A 22018-nucleotide genomic window follows, 5' to 3' on the forward strand; every position below is an offset into this window, starting at 1 on the left:
CGGCACGGGAGGCGCGGCCCGTCAGCCGGCTGCGGACAGGCCCTGGGGCCCCTCGACCGCGTCGAGCCACAGCTTCACGTACCGCTCCACGTCGACGTCCAGCGCCACGTCCACCAGGTGGAGTTCGCGCTCGCCGCCGTGGATCTCCGCCTCGCCGGGGCGGGGCCTGCGGTCCACGACCGTCTGGCCGCGGGTGGGGCCCGGGGCGAGGCTCACCTCGACGGGCAGACGCCGCGTCAGGATGCCCGCCGGATCCACGACCGCGCACACCGCGCCCGCGTCCCCGAGACCGCCGTCCGGGTCGTCGCCGTCGGGGTCGGGCGCCGAGGGCCGGTGCGCGAGCAGCTCGCCGGCCAGCCGCGTCCCCGGCTCCTCGCTCGCCCGCAGCCGCCGTACGTCCGCGGCCGGTACGACGACCCGGGTGAAGACGTCCAGCCCGTACATGGTGATCGGCACGCCCGCGGTGAGCAGGACCGCCGCCGCCTCCGGGTCGTGCCACACGTTGAACTCGGCGACCGGCGTGGCGTTGCCGCACTCCACCGCGCCGCCCATGAACACGATCCGCTCGATGTTGCCCACCACCTCCGGGTGGGTGCGCAGCAGCAGCGCGATGTTGGTCAGGGGCGCCGTCGGCACGAGGGTGACCGGCGTCGGCGAGGCGAGGATCTCCCGGCGCAGCAGACTCACCGCGTCGAGGTCGACGGGCGCCCTGGACGGCGCGGGCAGCCCGGGGATGTCGCCCATCCCGTCCTCGCCGTGCACGTGCCGGGCCGACCGGGCGGGCTCGATCAGCGGCCGGGCGGCGCCCCGCGCCACGGGCACGTCCCCGGCGCCCGCGAGCTCCAGCACGGTCAGCGTGTTGCGCACGACCCCGTCCACGTCGGTGTTGCCCGCCACACAGGTCACCGCCCGCAGATCGATGCCCGGGTGGCGCACGGCGAACAGCAGGGCCAGGGCGTCGTCCACGCCGGTGTCGCAGTCGATGATCACGGGGATGGGCCGGTCGGTCACGAGGGACTCCTTCTGTCGTGTGCCCGACCTTACGAGGCCTCCCACAGTTCGGCGCCACGAGCCCGCGCCACGCCCCCGATCCGCCCGAGCAGCTCCTCCACCGGCACCGCACCGGGCCTGCGCCCGTCCCTCAGCCGTACGGCGGCCAGTCCCGCGCCGGCCTCCCGCTCCCCGAGGACGGCGACGTACGGCACGAGCCGCGCGGCCCGCACGCGCGCGCCGAGGGTGCCCTGCCCGGGGTCAGCGACCTCGGCGCGCAGTCCCAGGGCCAGGGCCCGGCGCACGACGTCGTGGGCGTCCTCCTCCTGCGCCTCGCCGACCGGCAGCACCAGCAGCTGGACGGGCGCCAGCCAGACCGGGAACGCCCCGCCGTGCTGTTCGACGAGGTGCGCGACGGCCCGCTCCACGCTGCCGACGACGCTGCGGTGGACCATCACGGGACGGTGCCTGGCCCCGTCCGCGCCGATGTAGCCCAGGCCGAACCGTTCGGGCTGGTGGAAGTCGATCTGGACGGTGGAAAGGGTGGACTCGCGGCCCGCCGGGTCGGCGATCTGGACGTCGATCTTCGGCCCGTAGAAGGCCGCCTCGCCCGCCGCCTCCTCGTACGCGATCCCGTCGAGCGCCTCGCGCAGCAGGGCGGTGGCCCGGCTCCACAGCTCCGGGTCGGCCACGTACTTGCCGCCCTCGCCGGGCAGCGAGAGCCGGAAGCGGGCGGCCCGGATGCCGAGGTCGACGTAGGCGCGGCGGATCAGGGCGAGCGCGGCGCGGGCCTCTCCGACGGCCTGCTCCAGGGTGCAGAAGACATGGGCGTCGTTGAGCTGGATGGCCCGCACCCGGGTCAGCCCGCCGAGCACCCCGGACGGCTCCGAGCGGTACATGCACCCCAACTCGGCCATTCTGAGAGGCAGTTCGCGGTACGAGCGGGAACGGGACCGGTAGATGAGCGCGTGATGGGGGCAGAGGCTGGGCCGCAGGACCACCTCCTCGCCGCCCAGCCGCATCGGCGGGAACATGTCCTCGCTGTAGTGCGCCCAGTGCCCGGAGATCTCGTACAGCTCCCGTTTGCCGAGCACCGGCGAGTACACGTGCCGGTACCCGGCCGCCCGCTCGGCGTCCCGGACGTACTCCTCCAGGACGTGCCGGACGACGGCCCCGTCCGGCAGCCAGTACGGAAGTCCCGCGCCCATCAGCGGATCGGTGTCGAACAGGCCGAGCTCGCGGCCCAGCCGGCGGTGGTCGTGCATGGCGTACTCCTCGGTTCGGATGCCGAGAGGGCGGGCGCCGCACGCGAAAACCCCGGGGCGCTCGCCCCGGGGCTTCGGACAACAGGTCAGGTGTCAGCGCGCCGGGACGGGGTCCGGCGTCGTCGTGGAGAACGGCTGGGCGCGCTGCATGACAGGGACGGTAACCGCCCCGGGGAGGGCGGCGCGAGGGCTTTTCCGCCCGCCGGTCACCCGTACAGCCCGGAGCGCTGGTGCCGCTCACCCGGCGATGCTCCCGTGGAACCATGATCCGCCGCCCCCTGTGCGCGCTCCCGCTCGCCGCGCTCCTCGCCACGACCGCCTGTTCCGCCATCACGACGGAGAAGGCGGCCCCGGCCGCGTCGTCGCCGTCCGGCGCCGCGCACCGGCCGTCCCCGAAGAAGTCCGCCGCGCCTCCGGCCTCCCCGTCACCGGCCGCCGCTCCGGCCCTGACCGCCGCCCAGGCCCAGGCCGCCCTGATCACCGACGCGGACCTGGGGGAGCCGTGGGCCGCCACCCAGGGCGCGGCGACCTGGCGGGACGGGCTGCTGAAGGCGACCGCGAGCGCCCCGGACTGCCAGAAGCTGCTGGACGCCCTGTACGCGGAGGACCTGTTCGGCACCGGTGCCCGGGTCCGCGCCAGGACCGGGCTCGACGACACCTGGAACGACGCCCAGCTGCACCACCAGGTCGTCGCCGTACGTCCCTCCGACGCGGACCGCACGCTGGCCTGGCTGAAGCAACTGCCGGGGAAGTGCGCCCGGTTCACGGCGTCGACCACGACGGGCGCCGTGCAGCGGGGCGCCGTCGCCGAGGAGACCCTGCCGGACAGCGCCGGGGACGCCCGCCAGGCGCTGCGGCTGACCCTGACCGGCGAGGGCACGGACGGGGAGGCCACCACGCTCACCCTCGACGTGGCCGTGGTCCGGGCCGGCGACGACGCGGTCGTCGTCACCAACGGCGGACTGGGCGACGTGTACGCCGAGATCACCCAGGCCGTCGCGGACCTGGCCGCCAAGCGGCTGACGGAGGTCCGCAAGCAGGGACGGGTCCAGGTGTGAGGCAGGACGCCCGGGGCTGACACGAGCCAGGGGGTGTTGCGAAAGTCCTGTGCGGTGCCCGCGGTGCCCGCGGTGCCCGCGGTGTCCGGTGCCTGGCCTCGGTGTGCCGGACGAAGGCCCTCGTGGCGGAGCCCCTTGGGCCTTTGGCCGGGTGCGGCTAGAGGGGGCACCTCCCACGCCCTCAAGGCAGTGGGGGAGCGTGCCGGGCGCCGCGGGTGCTGTGCGGGGCTTCGCAACACCCCCTACGGCAGGTCGTCGAGGCCGACGCCGTGGGTGACGACGTCGCGGGCCGTCTGGAGGACGGTCCGGTCGTGGGCGAAGGCGTGGGCCCGCAGCCGGGCCAGAGCCTCGTCCGGGCCGACGCCCAGCCGGGCCATGACCATGCCGGTGGCCTGGTGGACCTCGTCGTGGTCGGCGGCCAGCCCGTTCAGCCACCGGTCGCCGCCCGGGAGGTCGCCGTCGCCGTCGTGCGGCAGCACCGTCAGGGCGGCCGTCATGACGGCGGCGACCAGGAGGGCGGTGTCCAGGTCGGCGGTGCCGAGGACGCCGGGGGTGTCGCGGTACAGGTCGAGGGTGCCCACGCACACCGGCCCGCTGCCCAGCGGCAGGGAGTACGCCGCCCGGACCCCCGAGAGGGCCGCCTCGTGGGCGAACAGCGGCCAGCGGCGCAGATCCTCACCGCACGTCAGGTCGGCGGCGAACGCGGGCGCCCCGGTGCGCGCGGCGGTCGGGCACGGCCCGTCGCCGAGGGTGGCCTGCAACTCCGTCAGCCACGCGGCCCGGCCGGAACTCGCGCCGAGCCGCACCGGCAGTCCGCCGCCGTACAGGGACACGCTCGCGCCGTTCACCGGCAGCAGGTCGACGGCCGTCGCGCACAGCAGTGCGGGCGCCTCGCGGGGGCCGACGTCCCGGACCGCCGCGGCGATCACGCGGGCGGCGGGCCCGCGCCCGCGCGCCGGCCGCGTGCGCGGGAAGTCCTCGGCGGGCGGGCTCCCGCCCGCCGCCTCGTGGTGATGGTCCGCGGGCCGCACACCCACCGCCTCCTCCCCGCCGGCACACCCCGCACCTCGGGCGCCGCCCGACTACCCCCGGACCCGCGGGCGAAACACGCGCCGCGCCGGACGGCACGCCGTCACCGCTGCTCGTAGGGGTCGGTGGGCTGCGCCACCTTCCTCACCCCCGTCGCGTCCAGCGCCGACGGCCACGCCGCGTCCGTGCCCAGCTCGCCCCGGGGATGCCAGGTGCCGGTGACCGTGACCCAGGTGCCGGAACGGGGGGCGTCGGCGCCGCGGATCTCGACCTTGCTGGTGGTGGCGTCGGCCGCGCAGCAGGAGACGAGGAGGCGGGTGACGTACCAGGTGCCGTCGTCGCCGAGGGTGGCGAAGCCGGTCATCGAGACGGTGCGGCCCTTCAGGGAGCGGCTGCTGTCGTAGACCGCGCGGGAGCTGAACTCGCCCACCCCGAGCACCACCGGGTCGCCCGCGGGCAGCGCGGGGAACGCCCCGACGCCCTGCGCGGCCCGTTGCTCGGCCTCCCGCTCGGCGCTGTAGGAGCCGAGCGCGGGCGGCGGGAAGAGGAGCAGGGCGAGCGCGGGCAGGGCCAGCAGAGCGGCGACCCGCGGGGCGCCGTGCCGGTGCCCGTGGCCGTCCTCATGCTCCTCGGCCCCCTCGTCCCCCTCGTCCCCCTCGTCCTCCCCGTGCTCCTCGGAGCCCTCCGCGCGCCGCAGGACGGCCATGAGGAGCGCCAGCAGGACCAGCAGCGCGCCGGACACCACCAGGTACGGACGCAGCCCCGCCCGCACGTACCGCAGGTACAGCTCGCTGAACGCGGAGATCCGCAGCACCGCGGCCCCGGTCAGGAGCAGCAGCAGGGGCGCCCCGTACCGCCTCACAGCAGCCACCACCCCACGAGCACACCGCTCACCACGGCCACCGCCCAGGTCACCGCCGAGAAGCGGACCGCGAAGCCGCGGCCGAAGGTGCCCGCCTGGAGGGCGAGCAGCTTCAGGTCGACCATGGGGCCGACGACCATGAAGACCAGCCGCGCGGTGGGCGAGAAGCCGCTGAGGGAGGCGGCGACGAACGCGTCGGCCTCGCTGCACACGCACAGCACGACCGCGAGGACCGCCAGCAGCAGCACCGATGCCCAGAAGGAACCGGTGAACAGGCCGAGGACGGAGGCGGGGACGACGATGTTGAAGGTCGCCGCGGCGGCGGCGCCGAGGACGAGGAAGCCCCCGGCGTGCAGGAAGTCGTGCTGGAGCCCGGCGGCGAAGGCGCGCGGGCCGCTGCCGCCGTGGTCGTGACCGGCCCGCTTCGTCAGGCGCAGCCAGTCGTCCCTGCCGAACCTGGCCCACAGCCAGCCCATCACCACGGCCGTGGCGAGCGAGGCGGCGAGCCGCGCCAGGACCATCCACGGCTGGGCCGGGAAGGCGAGGGAGGTCGCGACGAGGACGACCGGGTTGATCGCGGGCGCGGAGAGCAGGAAGGCGAGCGCGGCGGACGGTGCCACCCCGCGCCGGATCAGCGAGCCCGCGACCGGGACGGAGGCGCACTCGCAGCCGGGCAGGACGGCTCCGGCGGCCCCGGCGACCGGGACGGCGAGCGCCTGGTTGCGGGGCAGGAGGCGGGTGAAGACCCGTTCGGGCACGAAGGCGCCGAGCGCGGCCGAGACGACCGTCCCCAGCAGCAGGAAGGGCACCGCCTGCACGGTGACGGCCGTGAAGACGGTGAACCAGGCGGCCACCGCCGGGGTGTACAGGTCCAGGGCGAGCGTCGGACCGAGGACGACCGCGACGGTCGCCACGGCGGCGAGGGCGAGCCCGCCGACGACGGCGTGGAACAGCGCGCGGACGGCGAGCCGCAGCACGTCGGCCACCGTTCTCGTCTTCTCCACGCGGCTGTCCCGGGTCGTCGTCGGTGTGTCCCCGCGAGGAAACCCGGCCGCGCTGTGCGCGGGCTCGGTGAGGTCATAGAGGGGGCTGTGCGGGCGCGGGTCCCAGGGTGGTGGTGCCCGGCGCCGTGCGGTGTCCCAGGCCGGTGCGGTAGGCGTCGAGCGCGGCCTCCACGCGGCCCTCGCGGCGCAGCAGGTCGCCCAGCAGCCGGCACAGGTCGGCCAGGTCGCCGGCGGCGCCCGCGCGCTCCAGGAGGCTGAGCGCGCGGACGTAGTGCTCCTCGGCGGTCTCGGGGTCCCGGGCGTCCTCGGCGATGATGCCGAGCAGCCGGTGCGCGGCGGCGGAGTGCACGGCGCCGCGCTCGGAGGAGAGGTCGCCGAGGACCCCGTTCAGCAGGGAGGCCGCCTCGCCGGACTTGCCGCGGCGGTGCAGCACGTCGGCCAGCTCGACGGCGGCCTGACTGCTGTACAGGACGGCCCGCTTGGCGGAGAGCATCTCGAGGGCCTGCCTCAACTCGCTCTCCGCGAGCTCCAGTTGGTTGTTCTGGGCGTAGACGTAGCCGCGCATCCAGTGGCAGTTGGCGAGTTCGGTGCGCAGCTGGAGCTGGCGGTACAGCTCGGCGGCCTTGGCGAGCGAGGCGTCGGCCTCGGCGACCCGGCCCTCGGCGATCAGGGTCCTGGCCACGGAGCGGTGCATCCGGGCGACCAGGGCGGGATCGCCGGACTGCGGGGCGAGGGCGAGCGCGAACTCGGCGGCCTGGGCGGCGCGCGCGTGGGCGCCCATGTCCATGTAGGGGCCGATGACGCTGGCGTAGAGCAGCAGCAGGGCGTCCGGGTCGTGCAGTCCGGAGCGGTTCAGCTCGTCGAGGGTGGACTCCAGCAGGTAGACGGCGTACCGGAGTTCACCGGCGAGGTAGTGCGCGAGCGCCCGGCCGCGCAGGGCGGGCACCCGTACCGGCAGCGGCGCGTCGGCGAGGGCCTCCTCGGCGCGCTCGAAGTACTCGCGCCCTTCGACGAGTTCACCGGTCTCCACCGCGCACTCGCCGAGCCCGAGGAGGGCGGCGACGCGTACGTCGGCGAGCTGGAGGGAGTCGCCCTCGGCGAGCAGGGCGGCGTACTGCGCGGCGGCCTCCTCGGTCTCGCCGGTGGCGAGGGTGCGCTGGGCCTCGACGATCCGCAGCCGCAGATCGGTGGCGAGGCGGGCGGGCCGTCCGGTGGCCAGCTCCTCGAAGCCGACGCCCAGACGCTCGGCGAGATGCCGCAGGGCCTGGTCGGAGGGGCGCACCCGGCCGGACTCCAGGGTGGAGACATAGGCGGCCGTGTAGGCGGGCTCGGCCACCTGCTTCTGTGTCAGGCCGCGTTCGACCCTCAGCTGCTGCACGCGGCGTCCGATGACCGACGGCTCGTCCCGGTCGTCCATGAGCCAACCCCCTTGTGCCTCTTGCCGTTCGGCGGTCCCCGGCCCTAGGTTAAACGGCGTATTAAGCCTGCTTAATAGACACCCGGTAAGTAGTGGGCCGTCCGTCAGTCGCTGTTGCCGCCGCCGTCACTGCGAGGTCGTCGTGCTCGAACGCACCAGCACCACCGAGCGATACGTGCGCGGTGTCGTCGCCGCCCTGATCGCCGTGGCCGCACTCGTCCTGGCGGCCAACGCGGGCCCCGCCCGCGCCACCGTCACGGAGCAGGACAGCGCCCCCCAGGTCGGCGTGACCGTGGAGCGGTGACCCGCGCGGTCAGGAACCGAGCGCCTGCAACTCGCTCAGATGCCGGTGCACATGGTCCAGGGCGCCCTCCCGGCGGCCCGGCACCCGGCCTCTCAGACCGGCCAGCACGGGGCCCAGTTCACGGGCCCGCGCCGGGTCGGTGATCTGCCCCCACTGATGGTGGGCCCGGTCCACGGCCGCCTCCACGGACGGCGCGTCCGGCGCCTGCCCCGCACCCAGCCGCGTGGTCGCCACCGACAGCCACGCCCGGCAGCTGCGCTCCGGGTCACCGGCGAACATCGCGAGGTCGGCCCGGACCTCGCTCCAGTGCAGCGCCTCCTCCGAGCCGGGACCGTGCGCGCGCACCGCGTCCAGCTCGTGCCGGGCGGCGAGCGCGTCCGCGTCCCCGTGCCGGCGGGCCGCGACGGCCGCCGAGATCAGCTCGTGCGGGTCACCGGCCTCCGGACCCCGCGCGGTCAGGACGTACCCGACGCTCTCCTGCGGGATGCGGCCCAGCGCCTGCTGGTGCAACTGCTCCAGGGGCGGCCGGTGTCCGCTGCGCAGGATCGTCGCCACGGTCCGCATGTACGCGGGCGCGCCCACGCTCCTGCGGGCCGGGGGCGGCGCGACCCGGCCGTACACCGCGTTGTCGCGGCCGGTGTCCAGGGGGTGGGCGCGCAGCCACTCCCACACGTCCTGGTCGGCGTGCAGATCCACGACGAACGTCGTCGCGCCCGCCGGGCGCAGCCGCAGTTCGTCCTTGAACCAGTGCCAGGGGAACGCGGTGTAGCGGACGGTGGCGGGCGTGGTGCGGGCCAGCGCGAGATGCGGCAGCCGCTGGCGGCGGTCCAACTGGAGCTGGCCGGTGACGAACACGGTCAGCGGGCCGGGCGCCGCGGCGGCGGCCCGCAGCCGGGTCAGCACCGCCTGCGGGTCCAACGGGTCGGCCAGTTCCACCACGTTGGCGGTGTCGGTGCCCGACAGCACCGCGGGCGGGACGGCGGCGAGCACCGGAAGCACGGACGCGGCGTCCACCAGACACCCCCGGCCCGCCGGCGAAGCGGCGAGCAGCAGCACGGTTCCCGGCATCGGTCCCTCCCCATCCCGTCGATCACCTAGGGCAGCACCGTAACCGCTGCGGGTGCAAAGGGTCGCCCCCAGGACCGTTCAGGACCGCCCAGGACCGCTCAGAACGGCATCCGAACGGCATCCGGGCCGGATCTGCGCACCGCGAACACCGTGGTGTCGTCGGCGAGACGGCCGCCGCAGTGCCGCAGCGTCCCGTCCCGGACGAAGGCGACCAGCGGCCCGGGTGCGGCGATCCCCGGGTCGGCGGCGACGGCCCGGGTGACCTCGGCGGCCAGCGGATAGAAGGCGCCGGTGGCGTCGCGGGCCTCGGTCACGCCGTCGGTGGTGAGCAGCACCGTCTCGCCGGGCGCGAGCCGGACGCGGTGCACCGGCGGCGGTCCGCCGCCCGCGAGTTCACCGAGGCCGAGGGGGAGACCCTCGCCCGGCGGCAGGTGCCGCACCCCGTCGGGACCCGCGATCAGCGGCGGCTCGTGGCCGAAGATGACGACGTCCAGCCGGCCCGGGGCGTCCCGCGGGAATCCGAGGAGTACGGCGGTGGCGAACCGGTTGACGTCGCCGCGCCCGAGGGCCTTGATGTGCGCGCGGTGCCGCAGCATCCGGGTCTCCAGCCGGTCGGCGACCGTCCGCAGGTCCGGCTCGTGGTAGCCGACCTCGCGGAACGTGCCGAGCAGCGCGGCGGCGGCCTCGACCGCGCCGAGGCCCTTGCCCTGGACGTCCCCGACCAGGAGGCGGGTGCCGTGCGGTCCGGGCTGGATGTCGTAGAAGTCGCCGCCGACACGGGCCTCGACGTCGGCGGCGAGATACACGGCGGCGTGGTCGAGACCGCCCCAGTCCGGCGGCAGGGGCCGCAGCACGGTGCGCCGGGTGGTGTCGGCGACGTCCCGCATGTGCAGCATCCGCTGTTCGCCGCGCACCCGCACCGCGCAGGCGAGGACGGCGAGGGCCCCGCCGACGAGCACCAGGACGAGATCGCCCAGCCCGCTGCGGTAGTCCGCCGGCCACGCCAGGTCCCCGAGAAGGTAGGTGATCTGGGCGAGCACCGCGAACACGGCCGTGCCCCACACCCCGCAGATGGCCGCCGCGATCCCCGGGACCAGCACGACCCAGGAGATCATCCGGAACTCGCCGGCCGTGTTGAAGTCGATGGCCGCGATCGCGAGGAGCATGACCAGCGGCGGCACCCACGCCACGCTCCGGCCCCCGATCCGCAGCAGTTCGTGCCGCGCGGGCCTGTCGCCCTGATCGACGTTCACGGGCTCAGTACGCCACCGACATCCGGGCGCGCGGGTGGGCGTCCTGTTCGAGCTCGTCGACGAAGGCGACGGCGTAGTCCTCGGCGCTGATCCGGCTGTGGCCGTGCGCGTCGGTGAGGAACGCGTCGCCGCCGGTGCGGAAGCGGCCGGTGCGGGTGCCGGGGGCGATCTCGGCGGCCGGGGAGACGAACGTCCAGTCGAGGTCGTCGAGGGTGCGGTAGAAGGCGAGGGCGTCGCCGTGGGCCCGGGCCTCCGGGAGGTAGGCGTCGGGGAAGCCCGGCTGGTCCATCACCGTCCGCCCGGGAGCGACCTCCAGGCTCCCGGCGCCGCCCACCACCACGAGCCGCCCGACCCCGGCCGCCCTGGTGCCGTCCACCAGCCCTCTGTTCAGCGTGAGATAGCGCTCGCGCGGGTCGCTCCCGTCCCGGGGCGGCACGCACGCGGAGGCCACGGCGTCGGCGCCCGCGGCCAGTTCGGCCACCTTCTCCGCGTCGGCGGCGTCCGCGGCGGTCGCCGTCACCCCGGGCACCGGCGACCGGCCGGAGCGGCTCACCGCGAGCACCTGGTGCCCGCGCGCCGAGGCCTCGGTGGCGATACGGCTGCCGACCATGCCGGTGGCGCCGAACAGTACGAGTCTCATGCGGTTCAGCGAAGCACGGGGGTGCGGGGGCCGCATCCGGGCGTCCCGGGCCCCTCGGGACCGGGAACGCCGGTCCCCGCCGACTTGCCAGCGCCCCGCCCGAGGTGTGCGCTGGTATGCGGGGGCGAGAGAGAGGAGTGCTCTCATGGCTCACGCGGCACCCACGGCCGGACAGATGCCCGGCGGCGCCCGTACACCCGATGTCTTCAGCGCACAGGTCCACCAGGCGGCGAGGTACGGCGTCCCCGTCGCCCTCGGCCTGGTCTACGGCTACTGGGCCGCCGCCAACCGGCGCGGCGGCGGGCCCATCACCGGCTGGAACATCCTGTTCGGCTTCCTGACCGCGCTGGCGTTCATCGTGCTGTGCCTCGCGGTGGCACGGTTCGCCCCGCTGCTGAAGCGGGAACTGCACTCGCTGGTGAAGTCCGCGTTCGCGGGCGCGTCGATCGGCTTCCTCTACAGCCAGACCGGCGAGAGCGTCCTGCGCTGCGTGGGCCTCGCCCTCGGTGTCACGGCGCTCGTGTTCCTCGCGTTCTTCTACCGCTACTACACGCACGAGGACGGCGAGGGAAACCGGCTCAGGTGATCCGGCGCGCAACGGCAAAGGGGCCCGGCGGCGAACCGCCGGGCCCCTTCGTCTCCCTCTCTCACCACCCCGCCGCGCTCCAGCTCCACGAACCGGAGGCGCTCCAGGAACCCGACGCCGACATGCTCCAGGCGTCGTCCGTGTACGGATACGGGTTGTACGGGTTGTAGTACGGGTCCTCCCAGTTGCTCCAGGAACCGTCCTTCCACTGCGGACAGGGGTCGGAACAGTCCGGCACCCAGGCACCGCCGGTGTCCACGTACGCCGCGGACGCCCAGCCCTGGGCTCCGGTGAGCCAGTACCAGTCCGGGTTGCCGTGGACGCTCTGCCCCTGGACCTTGCATTCGACACGGTCCTGGCTGCCGGGCGAGAGCTGGGTGACGGGATAGGCGCTCGTGGTGGGCGCGGCCCGCACGTTGAGTGCGGCGCCGGAGACGACGGTGCCCCAGATCGGACCGCCGGATCCACCGCCGTGATCGCCGTCGGCGTACGTCGGCGGTGACGCGGCCGCCGCCGTGGTCCCCAGCGCGGCGACGGCCAGACCGCCACTCGCGAGGAGCGCCACGGACAGGGTCCGCAGGGCCAAAGTGGTGCGCATTGATCGGCCTCCTTCTCCCCAGAACCAGGAAACACCCGTTCGGGTGAACCCTCCACCGGAGCGCCCCGCACCCGGCCCCACCTGCGCCGACGTGCCGTCGGACCGGGGTCGGCGCCGGGCCCCCCGGCGTACCCCGAATGCAGTCCCCCCGCTCGCGGCACGGGCCGTCACGGCCTTGCCTGGGAGGGTGCGCCCCCGTTCCCGCAACACCCTGTCGGCCGTCCTGATCGCGACGGCCTGTCTGCTGGTGCCGTTCGGTGCCCTCGCGGCCTGGGCGACGTACTGGACCACCGTCGAACTCGCCTGGGTCAGACGCCGGATCAGCGACGCCTACGTGCCGTTCGACCTCGCCGGTTTCTGGCTGCCCGTCAGCGCCCTGGTGCTGGCCGCCGTCGGCATCGCGGTCGCCGCCTGCCGTCGCCGCGCCGTCACGGCCACCTCGCTGGGCACGGCGCTCGGCGGCGCGCTGCTCGGTCTCTCGGTCGCCGTGGGCCGCTGGATGACGCTCGCCGACCTGCCCGACCCGACCCACCGCACGGCGGCCGGCGCCATCTACGACACCCTCACCGCCACCCTGCGCACGGTCTCCTGGCTGCTGGTCGCGCTCGGTCTGACCGCGGCCTTCACGACCTGGCTCAGCGCCTGGCTGCTGGCCCGCTACGCGCCAGCGCGGCGAGCGTCCCGAGCGCCCGCTCCAGATCCGGCACCGCGGCCGACGCGAGCCCGAGCCTGACCGCGTCCGGCGTCCGCTTCGGGTCGACGACGAAGGCGGGACCCGGTGTCACCGCGATCCCGAGCCCGGCCGCCGCGGCGGCGAACGGGTCGGCCCGCCACGGCGCGGGCAGCTCCCACCAGGCGAAGTAGCCGTGCGGATGGGCCCGTACGGCGAACCCGCCGAGCGCCTGGGCCACCAGGCGCTGCCGCCGCGCCGCGTCCGCCCGCTTCGCCGCCACGAGCCGGGCCACCGTCCCGTCGGCCACCCAGCGCACGGCCGCCTCCAGCGCGAACCGCCCGGCGCTCCACCCCCCGGAGCGGATCGCCGCGGCCACCGCCTCGCCGCGCCCCCGCGGGACGACGGCGAACCCGGCCGTCAGGCCGGGCGCGACCCGCTTGGACAGGCTGTCGACGACATACGTGAGACCGGGCGCGTGGGCGGCGAGCGGGTCGGGCGCACCCGGGTCGAGGAACGCCCAGATCCGGTCCTCGACCACCGGGACGCCCAAGTCGCCCACGACGAGGGCCAGTCGGGCGCGCCGGTCCTCGTCCATCGTCGCGGACGTCGGGTTGTGCAGGGTGGGCTGGAGGTAGAGCGCCGCCAGGGGCGCCCTGCGGTGCGCGGCGGCGACGGACGCGGCCGACAGGTCCGGCAGCGGCACCAGGGTCGCGCCGAGCCGGGCCGCGATCTCCTTGACCAGCGGATACGTCAGCGCCTCGATGCCGATCCGGCCGCCGGGCCGCACCAGGGAGGCGAGGGTGGCGGCGATGGCCTGGCGGGCGTTGCCGGTGAACAGGACCCGCTCCGGTGCCGGACGCCAGCCGGGCGTCGCGAGCAGCGCGGCGACCGCCTCGCGCGCGGGCGCGGTGCCGTCGGCGGCGGCCGGGAGCAGTGCCTCGGCGAGCACGTCGGGCCGCAGCAGCGGTGCGAGCACCGGGGCGAGCAGCTCCGACTGACCAGGTGCGACGGGGTAGTTGAGCTCCATGTTCACCGGGGCCGGGGTCGCCCGCTCGATGAGCGACCGCGCGTCCGGGCCGGTCTCGGCCGCCCGGACGAAGGTGCCCCGCCCGACCTCCCCGACGACCAGGCCGCGCCGTACGAGTTCGGCGTACACCCGGCCGGCCGTCGACCCGGCGATGCCGCGGCGGCGCGCGAACTGCCGTTGCGGGGGCAGGCGTTCGCCGGGCCTGAGGCGGCCCTCCGCTATGTCGTGGGCCAGTTGGTCGGCGAGGCGCCGGTAGTCGTCCACTTCTCCCCCTGGGTTCGCGCGCCCGCCGGAGGGGCGATTGCACCGAGGGCAAAGATCTTATTGCACCGAGGAGTTGGCCCGTCCTAGGGTCGGGATCATGACGACGGTCCCCCTGGTCCTGATCCACGGCCACCCCTTCGACCACACCATGTGGAACCCGCAGATCGCACGGTTCTCGCGCTCCCGCCGGGTCCTCGCCCCCGACCTGCGCGGCTACGGAACCCCCTCGCCGACCGCCGTGGCCGGGGACTTCTCCGACTTCGCGCGGGACGTCGAGGCGCTCCTGGACGCGTCGGACGTACCGGAGTGCGTGCTGGCGGGGCTGTCGATGGGCGGGCAGATCGTCATGGACTGCTACCGGCTCTTCCCGGAGCGGATCCGCGGCCTGGTCCTCGCCGACACCTTCCCCGCCGCCGAGACCCCCGAGGGCGCGACCGCACGCCACGCCCTGGCGGACCGGCTGCTGGCGGAGGGCCTGCGCGGATACGCCGACGAGGTCCTGGAGAAGATGGTCGCCCCCTACGCCGCCGCCCCCGTCAAGGCGCACGTCCACCGCATGATGACGGCCACCTCCCCCGAGGGCGCCGCCGCCGCGCTCCGCGCCCGCGCCGCCCGCCCCGACTACCGGCACCTGCTCACCCGGGTCACCGTGCCCGCCCTGGTCGTCGTCGGCCGGGACGACACGTTCACACCGGTCGCCGACGCCGAGGCCCTGCACGCGGCCCTCCCGGACGCGGACCTGCTCGTCGTCGAGGGCGCCGCCCACCTGCCGAACCTGGAACGCCCCGCGGAGTTCGACGAGGCGCTGGAGGCATTCCTGACAAAGGTGGACACCCGCTCGTAGGCTCGGCCCGTGACGCACCGGTCCCGCACGGACGATCCCGGGGTACGCGCGACGCCGGAGCGGCGACGACGGCGGCTGCGGGCCGCCGCCTGGCCGGCCGGGCTGCTCCTCGCCGCCGGGAGCGCGGTCGCCGGCTGCCGGGCCGCCGGCACCGACGGCGTCACCCCGGTCCCCCAGCTCCTCGCCTTCCTGCCGTGGCTGCTCGCGCCGACCGTGCTCGCCCTGGCGCTGGCCCTCGCCGCCCGCTGGTGGACCGGGCTCGTCTGGGGCGTGCTCCTGCTGGGCCTGCTCACCTGGTCCGTGCGGCCCTACGGCCCCGGCACCGAGCCCGGCGGCCCGGCGCTCGCCACGTTCCGCGTGCTCACCTCCAACGTGGAGTTCGGCCGGGGCACCGGCTCGCTCGTCGACACGGTGCGCGCCCAGCGGCCGGCGATCGTCTTCGTCGAGGAGTGCGAGCACACCTGCGACGCCGCACTCCGCCGCGCCCTGGACTACCCCTACCGGCAGGCCGTGGAGGCCGCGGGCTCCTCCGGATCGGTGGTCCTCAGCCGCTACCCGCTGCGGCCCGCCGCCCCGCTCCCCGGCACGATGGGCATGCCGGGCGCCACGGCCGACGTCGCCGGGCACGCCGTACGCCTCCAGCTCGCGCACCCCATGCCGCCGCTGCCCGGCCAGGTCGGCGTGTGGAAGCGGGAGCTGGGCACCCTGCGGACGTTCGCCGCCGCCCACGCGGACACCCCGACGATCCTCGCCGGCGACTTCAACGCCTCCCAGGACCACGCCGCCTTCCGCCGCGTCCTCGACACCGGCCTGCGCGACGCGGCCCGCCTCGCCGGGCGGTCCCGCACCCCGAGCTGGCCGGCCCGCACGGCACCGGCGCTGGGGGCGCAGATCGACCATGTGCTGCTGTCGGCGGACTTCGCCGTGCGCGGGGCCCGCTTCCTGGACGTGGCGGACACCGACCACCGGGCGCTGCTGGTGGAGATCACACTGCACCGCAGGTCATGACGTCTAATAGGCGCATGTCCCGAGAGTTCCCCATCGGCCTCACCCCGCCCGACTGGCTGGTCAGGAACCTCCACTCGCCGCCCGCCCCCGTCAACCGGGCGGCCGTGGCCCGCGCGGCGATCGCGATGACCCTGCCGCTGGCCGTCGGCATGGCGGCGGGACAGCCCGCCTACGGGGCACTGGCCTCCATGGGCGCCCTGTCCGGGGTCATCGGCGACACCGCCGACGCGTACCGCATGCGCATCCTCAACATCGCGATCCCGCAGCTGTTCGGCGCGGTCGGCGTGACGCTCGGCTCGCTGGTGTACGGACACGGCTGGGTCGCCGTCGCGGTGGTCACCGCCGTCGCCCTGGTCTCCGGGATGATCTCGACGATCGGCGCGGTGGCCTCGGTGTCGGGGCTGTTGCTGCTGCTGAACGCGGTCGTCGGCGCGGGCCTGCCCATGCCGGGCGCCTGGTGGCTGGCCCCGGTCCTGATGACGGGCGGCGGACTCCTCGTCCTCGCCCTCGCCCTGCTGGCCTGGCCGCTGCGCTCCGGGGTGCCGGAACGCGCCGCGGTCGCGGACACCTACCGGACGGTCTCCGCCCTCCTGACGGCCGTCGGCACCCCGTCCTACGACGACGCCCGCCGCACCGTCACCCAGTCCCTGAACCAGTCGTACGACACCGTCCTGGCCCGGCGTGCCCTGCACCACGGGCGCAGCCGTGAACTGACCCGGCTGCTGGCCCAGTTGAACGCGCTCACCTCGGTGGTCGAGGCGGCCCCCGCCGCCCACCAGGCGGGCCTGCCCCTGCCGCCCGAACTCCCCGGCACCATGGGGCACCTGGCCCAGGCGGTGGAGACGGGCTACTCCGGCCCGATAGGGCTCGCCCTGCCCGAGGCCCGCACGGAGACCACCCGCGCCGTCGACCACGCCCTGCGCCACGCCGCCGAGGTGGTCACGACCCCGGACGTGGACCCCACCGGCATCGACGACCGCCTGGGCCGCCCGGCCGCCCTGCGCGTGCGCGCGGCCCGGGCGGCCCGCAACGTCGCCCTCTCGGCCGCCTCCTGGCGCTACGGCCTGCGCCTGGCGCTCTGCATCGGCCTGGCCCAGGTCCTCGTCTCGATCGTCCCGGTGCCCCGCTCGTACTGGGTGGCCCTGACCATCACCTTCGTCCTCAAGCCCGACTTCGGCTCGGTCTTCTCCCGGGCGCTGCTGCGCGCGCTGGGCACCGTCGGCGGCCTCGTCGTCGCCGCGGCCGTCCTGTCCCAGGTGCCCCGGGGCTGGTGGGACATCCCCGTGATGCTGCTCCTGGCACCGCTGATCCCGGCCCTGACCCCGCGCGGCTACGGCTACCAGACGGCCGCGATCACCCCGGTGATCCTCCTGCTGTCGGACCTCCTCAACCACCAGGGCACCGGACTGCTCCTGCCCCGCCTGCTGGACTCCCTCGTGGGCTGCGCGATCGCCCTGACCGCCGGCTATCTGCTGTGGCCCGAGAGCTGGCGCACCCGGGTGGGCGACCGCCTCGCCGACGCGGTCGCGGACACGGCCGACTATCTGGAGGCGGCCTTCACCCCCACCCCCGCCGACCCCGCGTCCCGGGCCCGGATGCGCCGCCGCCTGCACCGCGACCTCTCCGTCATCCGCACCGAGTTCCAGCGCGCCCTGACCGAACCCCCGCCCACCGGCCGCCGCGCCGCCGCCTGGTGGCCCCTGGTGGTCGCCGTGGAACGCGTCGTCGACGCCACGACCGCGGCCCGGGTCCGCACCAAGCACGGCGCCCCGCTCCCGGCCCCCTCCGAGGTCGACCAGATCCTCCGCCAGCTCCGGGAACTGGCCGCCGGCATCCGGGAGACCACGACCCTCTACGCCGTCCGCACCGACCTCACCGGCCCTGCGGACAGCGTCCTGGAACCCCTGCGCCAGGAGGTCGCGGCGGCCCGCGCCATCGCCTCCCCGCGCTGACCCCCGGGCACACGAGTACGGCCGCCCTGTGCAGGAGGGCGGCCGTACCGGTGGGGGGTGGTGGGGTCAGCTCTTGTGGTGGGTCAGCTCTTGTGGTGGGACTTCTCCGCGGCGTCCGCCAGGGCCGAGGCGAGACCGTTGGCCCACAGCTGGTTCACCCGGGCCCGCTCGTTCGCGTCGGGCTGGGAGTTGGTGCAGGACGTGCCGGGTCCGCCGCCCGACATCAGCTCGCTGCACGGACCCGAGTAGTGGTCGGGCAGACCGAGGACGTGACCGGTCTCGTGGGCGGTGACCCGGGTGGAGTCGTACTGCTGGTTCTGCCGGTAGTCGAGGAAGATGTAGCCGCTCCCGTGGCCGTTCGTGGAGGCGTACGAGCCCCGCGAGTCGTTGCCCTCGCGGTAGGAGAAGTCGGCGGAGGACGCCGAGCCCGACTGGAGCTTCACGTTGCTGACGGCGCTGTTCCATATCCGGGTGCTGGCCGCTATCTGCGCGCTGAACGTGGGCGCGCGGGAGGCGTCGTAGACGACGGTGACCGCCGCCGCGGCGGACGGGTTCGCGGCCCGCTTCTCCGCGACGGAGGCGAGGACGGCCCGGAAGAACGCCTCGCTGCTGTCGGCGCCCACGGACGCGGAGGCCGTGTAGCCCGCCGTCGAAGGCGCCTCGACGGCCGTCGCGGGAACGGCCGTCGCGGGAACGGCCGTTCCCAGTGCCGCGGCGGTGAGGGTCGCGGCTGTCAGGGCCACGGCGAAGGTGTGCTTGCGCATCGATGACTCCTAGGTGGGGGGTGAGTCGTCGATGACCGAGTCTCGGGGCCTGTGAGGCCGCTGTGATGATGGCAGTCGGGGATAGGGCGAAGCTATCGCCCGGTTCCCCCGCGTCTGGTGAAACCTGTGACTCCGCTTTACGCTCCCCTGGCATGGAGCTCGAGGTGAGGCATCTCCGTGCGCTGTGCGCCATAGCCGACACCGGCAGTCTGCACCGCGCCGCCCGTCAACTGGGCGTCGCCCAGCCCTCGTTGAGCACCCAGCTCAGACGCATCGAACAGGAGCTGGGCGGGGCGCTGTTCAGCCGGGGCCGCACCGGCTGCCGGCCCACCCCGCTCGGCCGGTTCGTGCTGAGCCGGGCCCGGCCCGTCGTGGCCGAGATGCGCTCCCTCGTCGCCGAGGCCCACGCCGCCGCCGCTGCCGCCGCGGCCGGCGGACCCCGGCTGCGCGTCGGCTCCACCGCCAGCCGCGCCCTCGCGGGCTGGCTGCGCCGGCTCCGCGCCCAGGCCCAGGAACCCACCCTGCGCATGGACGTCTCCGCCGACGCCCTGCTGCGGATGCTCGCCCAGGGGCAGCTGGACGTCGCGTTCGTGCACGAGGTGGAGGGCAGCCCGCTGCTCGTCCCGGACGGGCTCAGGGTGCGCGTCCTCGTCGAGCGGGAACCGCAGTTCGTCCTGCTGCCGGCCGGCCATCCCGCCTGCGCCAAGGACGTCGTCGACCTGTCCGACCTGGCCCGGGACCGCTGGATGGTCGACCCCACCGTCGACGGCGAATGGGACGCGGTGCACCGGATGTTCCGCTCCGGCGGCCTCGACCCCCTGGTCCTGCAAGGGGATTACCACACGGCCGCCGCGCTCGTCGCCAACGGCGAGGCGGTCACCGTGTGCCAGCCGTCCTGTCTGCCCCAGCCCGGCATGGCAGTCCGCCGGCTGCACGGCGACCCGCTCCGCGTACGGCTGCTGCTCGCCGCCCGCAACGAGACCGAACTGGACGGCGTACGGCCCGCGTTGGAGGCCGCCTACTGGGAGGCGGCCCGGGAGGCGCCGGCCTACCGGGAGTGGCTGGAAAGTGTGGCGACCCCAGCCGCTCCCGCGTAGCCCGGACCTCCCGGTCGCACCGGCGCTCAGACGCCGATGTCGTCGCCGTCCCGGCGCCACACCGCCACGACCGCCGGGCGGACGATCTTTCCGGGCCCGTCGGGCCAGGTGCTGGCGGGGTTCTCGACCGTGGCACCGGTGATCTCACCGGGGTGCTGCACGGCCACCAGGACACGGCGGTCCTGGATGACCGGTCCGCAGGTCTCCGCGCCCTTCGGCATCGTCGCGAACTGCTTCAGCTCACCGCGCCGGTCGCCCTTGGTGGCGACGCCGAAGAGGCCGTCGTGGGTGCCGAGGGCGTTGCCGTCGGTGGAGATCCACAGGTTGCCGTGGTCGTCGAAGGCCACGTTGTCCGGGCAGGAGATCGGGCTGACGCCGTCCTTCGGGAAGCCCGCGAAGTACGTCGCCGGGTCCTCCGGGTCACCGGCGACCAGGAAGAGCAGCCAGGCGAACTCGGTGCTCTCGGGCCGGTTGCGGCGCTCGGTCAGCTCCAGGATGTGCCCGTGCTTGTTGGCGTTGCGCGGGTTGGCCTCGTCGGCGGCGGCGTTGGAGCCGACTCCCCGGTTGGTGTTGTTCGTCAGGGCGACGTACACCTTGCCGGAGACCGGGTTGGGCTGGATGTCCTCGGGACGGTCCATCTTCGTGGCCCCGGCCTTGTCACCGGCCAGGCGCGTGAAGACGAACACCTCCTCGGCGCTCATGCCCTCGACGTGCGAGACGGCGCCCTTCGCGGTGGCGGTGGCCAGCGGGATCCACACGCCGCTGCCGTCGAACTCGCCGTCGGCGGGCAGCTTCCCGGTGCCGTCGATCTCGACCGCGGGCGAGTCGCCGGTGAGCTTGGCGACGTACAGGGTGCCCTCGTCGAGCAGGGAGAGGTTGTGCTCGCGGACGGAGCGCGAGGTGCCCTTCCTCATCCGCTTGCTGCTGACGAACTTGTAGAAGTAGTCGAAGCGCTCGTCGTCGCCGGAGTAGACGACGGGACGGCCGTCGTCGGTGAGGCGGACGGTGGCGGCCTCGTGCTTGAAGCGGCCCAGCGCGGTGTGCTTGCGGGGGGTCGACTCCGGGTCGTAGGGGTCGAACTCGACGACGTAGCCGAAGCGGTGGACCTCGTTGGGCTCCTGGGCGACGTCGAAGCGCTTGTCGAAACGCTCCCACTTGCGCTCGGTGGCGCCCGTGCCGATGCCGTAGCGCTTGTCGGTGGCGCTGGAGGAGTTGGCGAAGTACTGGTTGAAGTTCTCCTCGCCGTGCAGGGTCGTGCCCCACGGGGTGGTGCCGCCGGAGCAGTTGTTGAGGGTGCCGAGCACCTTGCGGCCCGACGGGTCCGCGGAGGTCTTCAGCAGGTCGGAGCCGGCGGCGGGGCCGGTCAGCCGGAACTCGGTGGTGGCGGTCACCCGACGGTTGAGCGGGTGCCGGGGCACGGCGGTGAGCCTGCCGGTACGGCGGTCCTCCTCGACCACGACGGCGGACAGCCCGTGCGCGGCCCAGGCGATCTCGGCCTGCTCGCGGGTGGGGTTCGCGGCGTCGTAGCCGCGGAACATCAGGACCTCGTCGGTGTACTCGTGGTTCGCGACGAGGAGCTGCCTGCCGTGACCGAGCGGCAGCAGGGCGAGGAAGTCGTTGTTGTACCCGAACTGACCGGCCTGCGCGGCGGCGGTCTGCTTCTCCGGGTCGAACGCGGGCGCCCCGCGCAGGATGGGCTCGCCCCAGCGGATCACGACGTTCTGCGCGTAGCCGTCGGGGACGGTGACGGTGTCGGCCGTGTTGGGGGCGACGGGGGTGAACCGCAGACCACGGGCGCCCTGCGCGGGCTTGCCCGGCCTGGACTTCGCGTCCGCGCCGGTCGCCGCGGCGGCCTGCTGGGCGCCGGCGAGGGTGGAGGCGCCGGCGGCGGCCACGGTCACCACGGCCGCGGCGGCCATCATCGAGCGGCGGCTGAGGCCCTCGGCTATGACGTCACCGACGTACGGGTTGGTGGTGGTGTTCGGCACCTCGTGGAAACAGGCGTTGCCGCAGCGGTAGAGGCAGGTCATGGCATCACGACCGCCCGCGTGCGCGCCGGTTCCCACCAACGGCAGGTATTTACGCATTTGGTACTCCCCTTGCTTCCCCTTGGAATCCCCTTGAATCCGCGTCACGGACGCTAGGGCGGCGGTCGAGCGGGAGCGGGGCGGCACGGTGAACGGTCGGTGAACCGGGGGTAGCGGTACGGCAGTTGACAACCAGAACCGGAGCGTCCACGGCTTCGTGATCTACCCGCGTCCGGCTGCGGGCCTTGACTTCGGGGGGTCCACGTGTCAGCCCCTCCCCAAGATCAC

General features: G+C 74.8%; 21 protein-coding genes. 8 read left to right on the forward strand and 13 right to left on the reverse strand.

The genetic code is table 11. From position 1 onward, the window contains the following. Positions 1–21: 21 nt before the first annotated feature. On the reverse strand, positions 22–1011 hold the full coding sequence (locus ACIPSE_RS15385; protein ID WP_401662512.1) for a nucleoside hydrolase: 990 nt from the start codon (positions 1009–1011) through the stop codon (positions 22–24). Between the two features lie 29 nt (positions 1012–1040). Then, a complete protein-coding gene (gene thrS / locus ACIPSE_RS15390) occupies positions 1041–2276 on the reverse strand; it encodes a threonine--tRNA ligase (protein WP_401663111.1) in 1236 nt (411 codons plus the stop codon). A gap of 242 nt (positions 2277–2518) precedes the next feature. Here thrS and ACIPSE_RS15395 point away from each other — a divergent pair, with 242 nt between their 5' ends. Further along, complete coding sequence (locus ACIPSE_RS15395; RefSeq protein WP_401662514.1) at positions 2519–3313, forward strand: hypothetical protein; 795 nt, start codon at positions 2519–2521, stop codon at positions 3311–3313. Positions 3314–3555: 242 nt separating this feature from the next. On the opposite strand, the gene ACIPSE_RS15400 is transcribed toward ACIPSE_RS15395, so the two are convergent. The 4 genes from ACIPSE_RS15400 to ACIPSE_RS15415 all read right to left on the reverse strand — a co-directional run bounded on the left by ACIPSE_RS15400 (position 3556) and on the right by ACIPSE_RS15415 (position 7625). Next, a complete protein-coding gene (locus ACIPSE_RS15400; protein WP_401662516.1) occupies positions 3556–4350 on the reverse strand; it encodes a GAF and ANTAR domain-containing protein in 795 nt (264 codons plus the stop codon). Positions 4351–4445: 95 nt separating this feature from the next. Beyond that, a complete protein-coding gene (locus ACIPSE_RS15405) occupies positions 4446–5204 on the reverse strand; it encodes a TIGR03943 family putative permease subunit (protein ID WP_401662518.1) in 759 nt (252 codons plus the stop codon). After that, entirely contained in the window at positions 5201–6208 is a 1008-nt protein-coding gene (locus tag ACIPSE_RS15410; protein ID WP_401662520.1) for a permease, read from the reverse strand. Before ACIPSE_RS15410 ends, ACIPSE_RS15405 begins: the two co-directional genes overlap by 4 nt. Positions 6209–6281: 73 nt before the next feature. Next, positions 6282–7625 (reverse strand): helix-turn-helix domain-containing protein, encoded by a 1344-nt coding sequence (locus ACIPSE_RS15415; RefSeq protein WP_401662522.1) that lies wholly within the window; start codon positions 7623–7625, stop codon positions 6282–6284. 142 nt (positions 7626–7767) lie between these two features. Here ACIPSE_RS15415 and ACIPSE_RS15420 point away from each other — a divergent pair, with 142 nt between their 5' ends. Beyond that, complete coding sequence (locus ACIPSE_RS15420) at positions 7768–7929, forward strand: hypothetical protein (RefSeq protein ID WP_401662524.1); 162 nt, start codon at positions 7768–7770, stop codon at positions 7927–7929. Between the two features lie 9 nt (positions 7930–7938). On the opposite strand, the gene ACIPSE_RS15425 is transcribed toward ACIPSE_RS15420, so the two are convergent. The 3 genes from ACIPSE_RS15425 to ACIPSE_RS15435 all read right to left on the reverse strand — a co-directional run bounded on the left by ACIPSE_RS15425 (position 7939) and on the right by ACIPSE_RS15435 (position 10890). Beyond that, on the reverse strand, positions 7939–8997 hold the full coding sequence (locus tag ACIPSE_RS15425; RefSeq protein WP_401662526.1) for a hypothetical protein: 1059 nt from the start codon (positions 8995–8997) through the stop codon (positions 7939–7941). Positions 8998–9095: 98 nt separating this feature from the next. After that, complete coding sequence (locus tag ACIPSE_RS15430) at positions 9096–10250, reverse strand: PP2C family protein-serine/threonine phosphatase (protein WP_401662527.1); 1155 nt, start codon at positions 10248–10250, stop codon at positions 9096–9098. 4 nt (positions 10251–10254) lie between these two features. Continuing rightward, positions 10255–10890: an NAD(P)-dependent oxidoreductase gene (locus tag ACIPSE_RS15435; RefSeq protein WP_401662529.1), complete on the reverse strand. Its 636-nt coding sequence runs from the start codon at positions 10888–10890 to the stop codon at positions 10255–10257. A 145-nt stretch (positions 10891–11035) separates the two neighbouring features. Between ACIPSE_RS15435 and ACIPSE_RS15440 the strand changes: the two genes are divergently transcribed. Beyond that, on the forward strand, positions 11036–11476 hold the full coding sequence (locus tag ACIPSE_RS15440) for a hypothetical protein (protein ID WP_401662531.1): 441 nt from the start codon (positions 11036–11038) through the stop codon (positions 11474–11476). 61 nt (positions 11477–11537) lie between these two features. Here the strand turns inward: ACIPSE_RS15440 and ACIPSE_RS15445 are convergent, their stop codons facing one another. Beyond that, positions 11538–12074 carry an SH3 domain-containing protein gene (locus ACIPSE_RS15445; RefSeq protein ID WP_401662533.1) on the reverse strand — a complete coding sequence of 179 codons (537 nt, stop codon included), beginning with the start codon at positions 12072–12074 and terminating at the stop codon, positions 11538–11540. 187 nt (positions 12075–12261) lie between these two features. Here ACIPSE_RS15445 and ACIPSE_RS15450 point away from each other — a divergent pair, with 187 nt between their 5' ends. Further along, positions 12262–12807, forward strand: a complete 546-nt coding sequence (locus tag ACIPSE_RS15450) for a hypothetical protein (RefSeq protein WP_401662535.1) — start codon at positions 12262–12264, stop codon at positions 12805–12807. Here the strand turns inward: ACIPSE_RS15450 and ACIPSE_RS15455 are convergent. Then, the gene (locus tag ACIPSE_RS15455; protein ID WP_401662537.1) at positions 12710–14038 is read right to left on the reverse strand and encodes a PLP-dependent aminotransferase family protein; all 1329 of its coding nucleotides are present in this window, start codon (positions 14036–14038) and stop codon (positions 12710–12712) included. The two genes, ACIPSE_RS15450 and ACIPSE_RS15455, sit on opposite strands and share 98 nt — an antisense overlap. Positions 14039–14135: 97 nt before the next feature. Here ACIPSE_RS15455 and ACIPSE_RS15460 point away from each other — a divergent pair, with 97 nt between their 5' ends. The 3 genes from ACIPSE_RS15460 to ACIPSE_RS15470 all read left to right on the forward strand — a co-directional run bounded on the left by ACIPSE_RS15460 (position 14136) and on the right by ACIPSE_RS15470 (position 17842). Then, on the forward strand, positions 14136–14882 hold the full coding sequence (locus ACIPSE_RS15460) for an alpha/beta fold hydrolase (protein ID WP_401662539.1): 747 nt from the start codon (positions 14136–14138) through the stop codon (positions 14880–14882). Positions 14883–14957: 75 nt separating this feature from the next. Next, positions 14958–15890 carry an endonuclease/exonuclease/phosphatase family protein gene (locus ACIPSE_RS15465; RefSeq protein WP_401663113.1) on the forward strand — a complete coding sequence of 311 codons (933 nt, stop codon included), beginning with the start codon at positions 14958–14960 and terminating at the stop codon, positions 15888–15890. Positions 15891–15904: 14 nt separating this feature from the next. Then, positions 15905–17842: an FUSC family protein gene (locus ACIPSE_RS15470; protein WP_401662541.1), complete on the forward strand. Its 1938-nt coding sequence runs from the start codon at positions 15905–15907 to the stop codon at positions 17840–17842. Positions 17843–17925: 83 nt separating this feature from the next. Here ACIPSE_RS15470 and snpA read toward each other — a convergent pair whose 3' ends face one another. Further along, a complete protein-coding gene (snpA, locus tag ACIPSE_RS15475; RefSeq protein ID WP_401662543.1) occupies positions 17926–18606 on the reverse strand; it encodes a snapalysin in 681 nt (226 codons plus the stop codon). A gap of 152 nt (positions 18607–18758) precedes the next feature. Between snpA and ACIPSE_RS15480 the strand changes: the two genes are divergently transcribed. Continuing rightward, positions 18759–19703, forward strand: coding sequence for a LysR substrate-binding domain-containing protein (locus tag ACIPSE_RS15480; protein WP_401662545.1), 945 nt, complete (start codon positions 18759–18761; stop codon positions 19701–19703). Between the two features lie 26 nt (positions 19704–19729). Here ACIPSE_RS15480 and ACIPSE_RS15485 read toward each other — a convergent pair whose 3' ends face one another. Continuing rightward, positions 19730–21790, reverse strand: coding sequence for a PhoX family protein (locus ACIPSE_RS15485; protein WP_401662547.1), 2061 nt, complete (start codon positions 21788–21790; stop codon positions 19730–19732). Positions 21791–22018: the final 228 nt, after the last annotated feature.

The organism is Streptomyces sp. NPDC090106, assembly GCF_044747265.1.
Taxonomy (GTDB): domain Bacteria; phylum Actinomycetota; class Actinomycetes; order Streptomycetales; family Streptomycetaceae; genus Streptomyces.

What these genes read in the sequence shown, in the direction of transcription:
- ACIPSE_RS15395 (WP_401662514.1), top strand. Translation starts at nt 2,519, where the DNA reads ATGATCCGCCGCCCCCTGTGCGCGCTCCCGCTCGCCGCGCTCCTCGCC.
- ACIPSE_RS15415 (WP_401662522.1), bottom strand. Translation starts at nt 7,625, where the DNA reads ATGGACGACCGGGACGAGCCGTCGGTCATCGGACGCCGCGTGCAGCAG.
- ACIPSE_RS15425 (WP_401662526.1), bottom strand. Translation starts at nt 8,997, where the DNA reads ATGCCGGGAACCGTGCTGCTGCTCGCCGCTTCGCCGGCGGGCCGGGGG.
- ACIPSE_RS15435 (WP_401662529.1), bottom strand. Translation starts at nt 10,890, where the DNA reads ATGAGACTCGTACTGTTCGGCGCCACCGGCATGGTCGGCAGCCGTATC.
- ACIPSE_RS15440 (WP_401662531.1), top strand. Translation starts at nt 11,036, where the DNA reads ATGGCTCACGCGGCACCCACGGCCGGACAGATGCCCGGCGGCGCCCGT.
- ACIPSE_RS15445 (WP_401662533.1), bottom strand. Translation starts at nt 12,074, where the DNA reads ATGCGCACCACTTTGGCCCTGCGGACCCTGTCCGTGGCGCTCCTCGCG.
- ACIPSE_RS15460 (WP_401662539.1), top strand. Translation starts at nt 14,136, where the DNA reads ATGACGACGGTCCCCCTGGTCCTGATCCACGGCCACCCCTTCGACCAC.
- ACIPSE_RS15470 (WP_401662541.1), top strand. Translation starts at nt 15,905, where the DNA reads ATGTCCCGAGAGTTCCCCATCGGCCTCACCCCGCCCGACTGGCTGGTC.
- snpA (WP_401662543.1), bottom strand. Translation starts at nt 18,606, where the DNA reads ATGCGCAAGCACACCTTCGCCGTGGCCCTGACAGCCGCGACCCTCACC.
- ACIPSE_RS15480 (WP_401662545.1), top strand. Translation starts at nt 18,759, where the DNA reads ATGGAGCTCGAGGTGAGGCATCTCCGTGCGCTGTGCGCCATAGCCGAC.
- ACIPSE_RS15485 (WP_401662547.1), bottom strand. Translation starts at nt 21,790, where the DNA reads ATGCGTAAATACCTGCCGTTGGTGGGAACCGGCGCGCACGCGGGCGGT.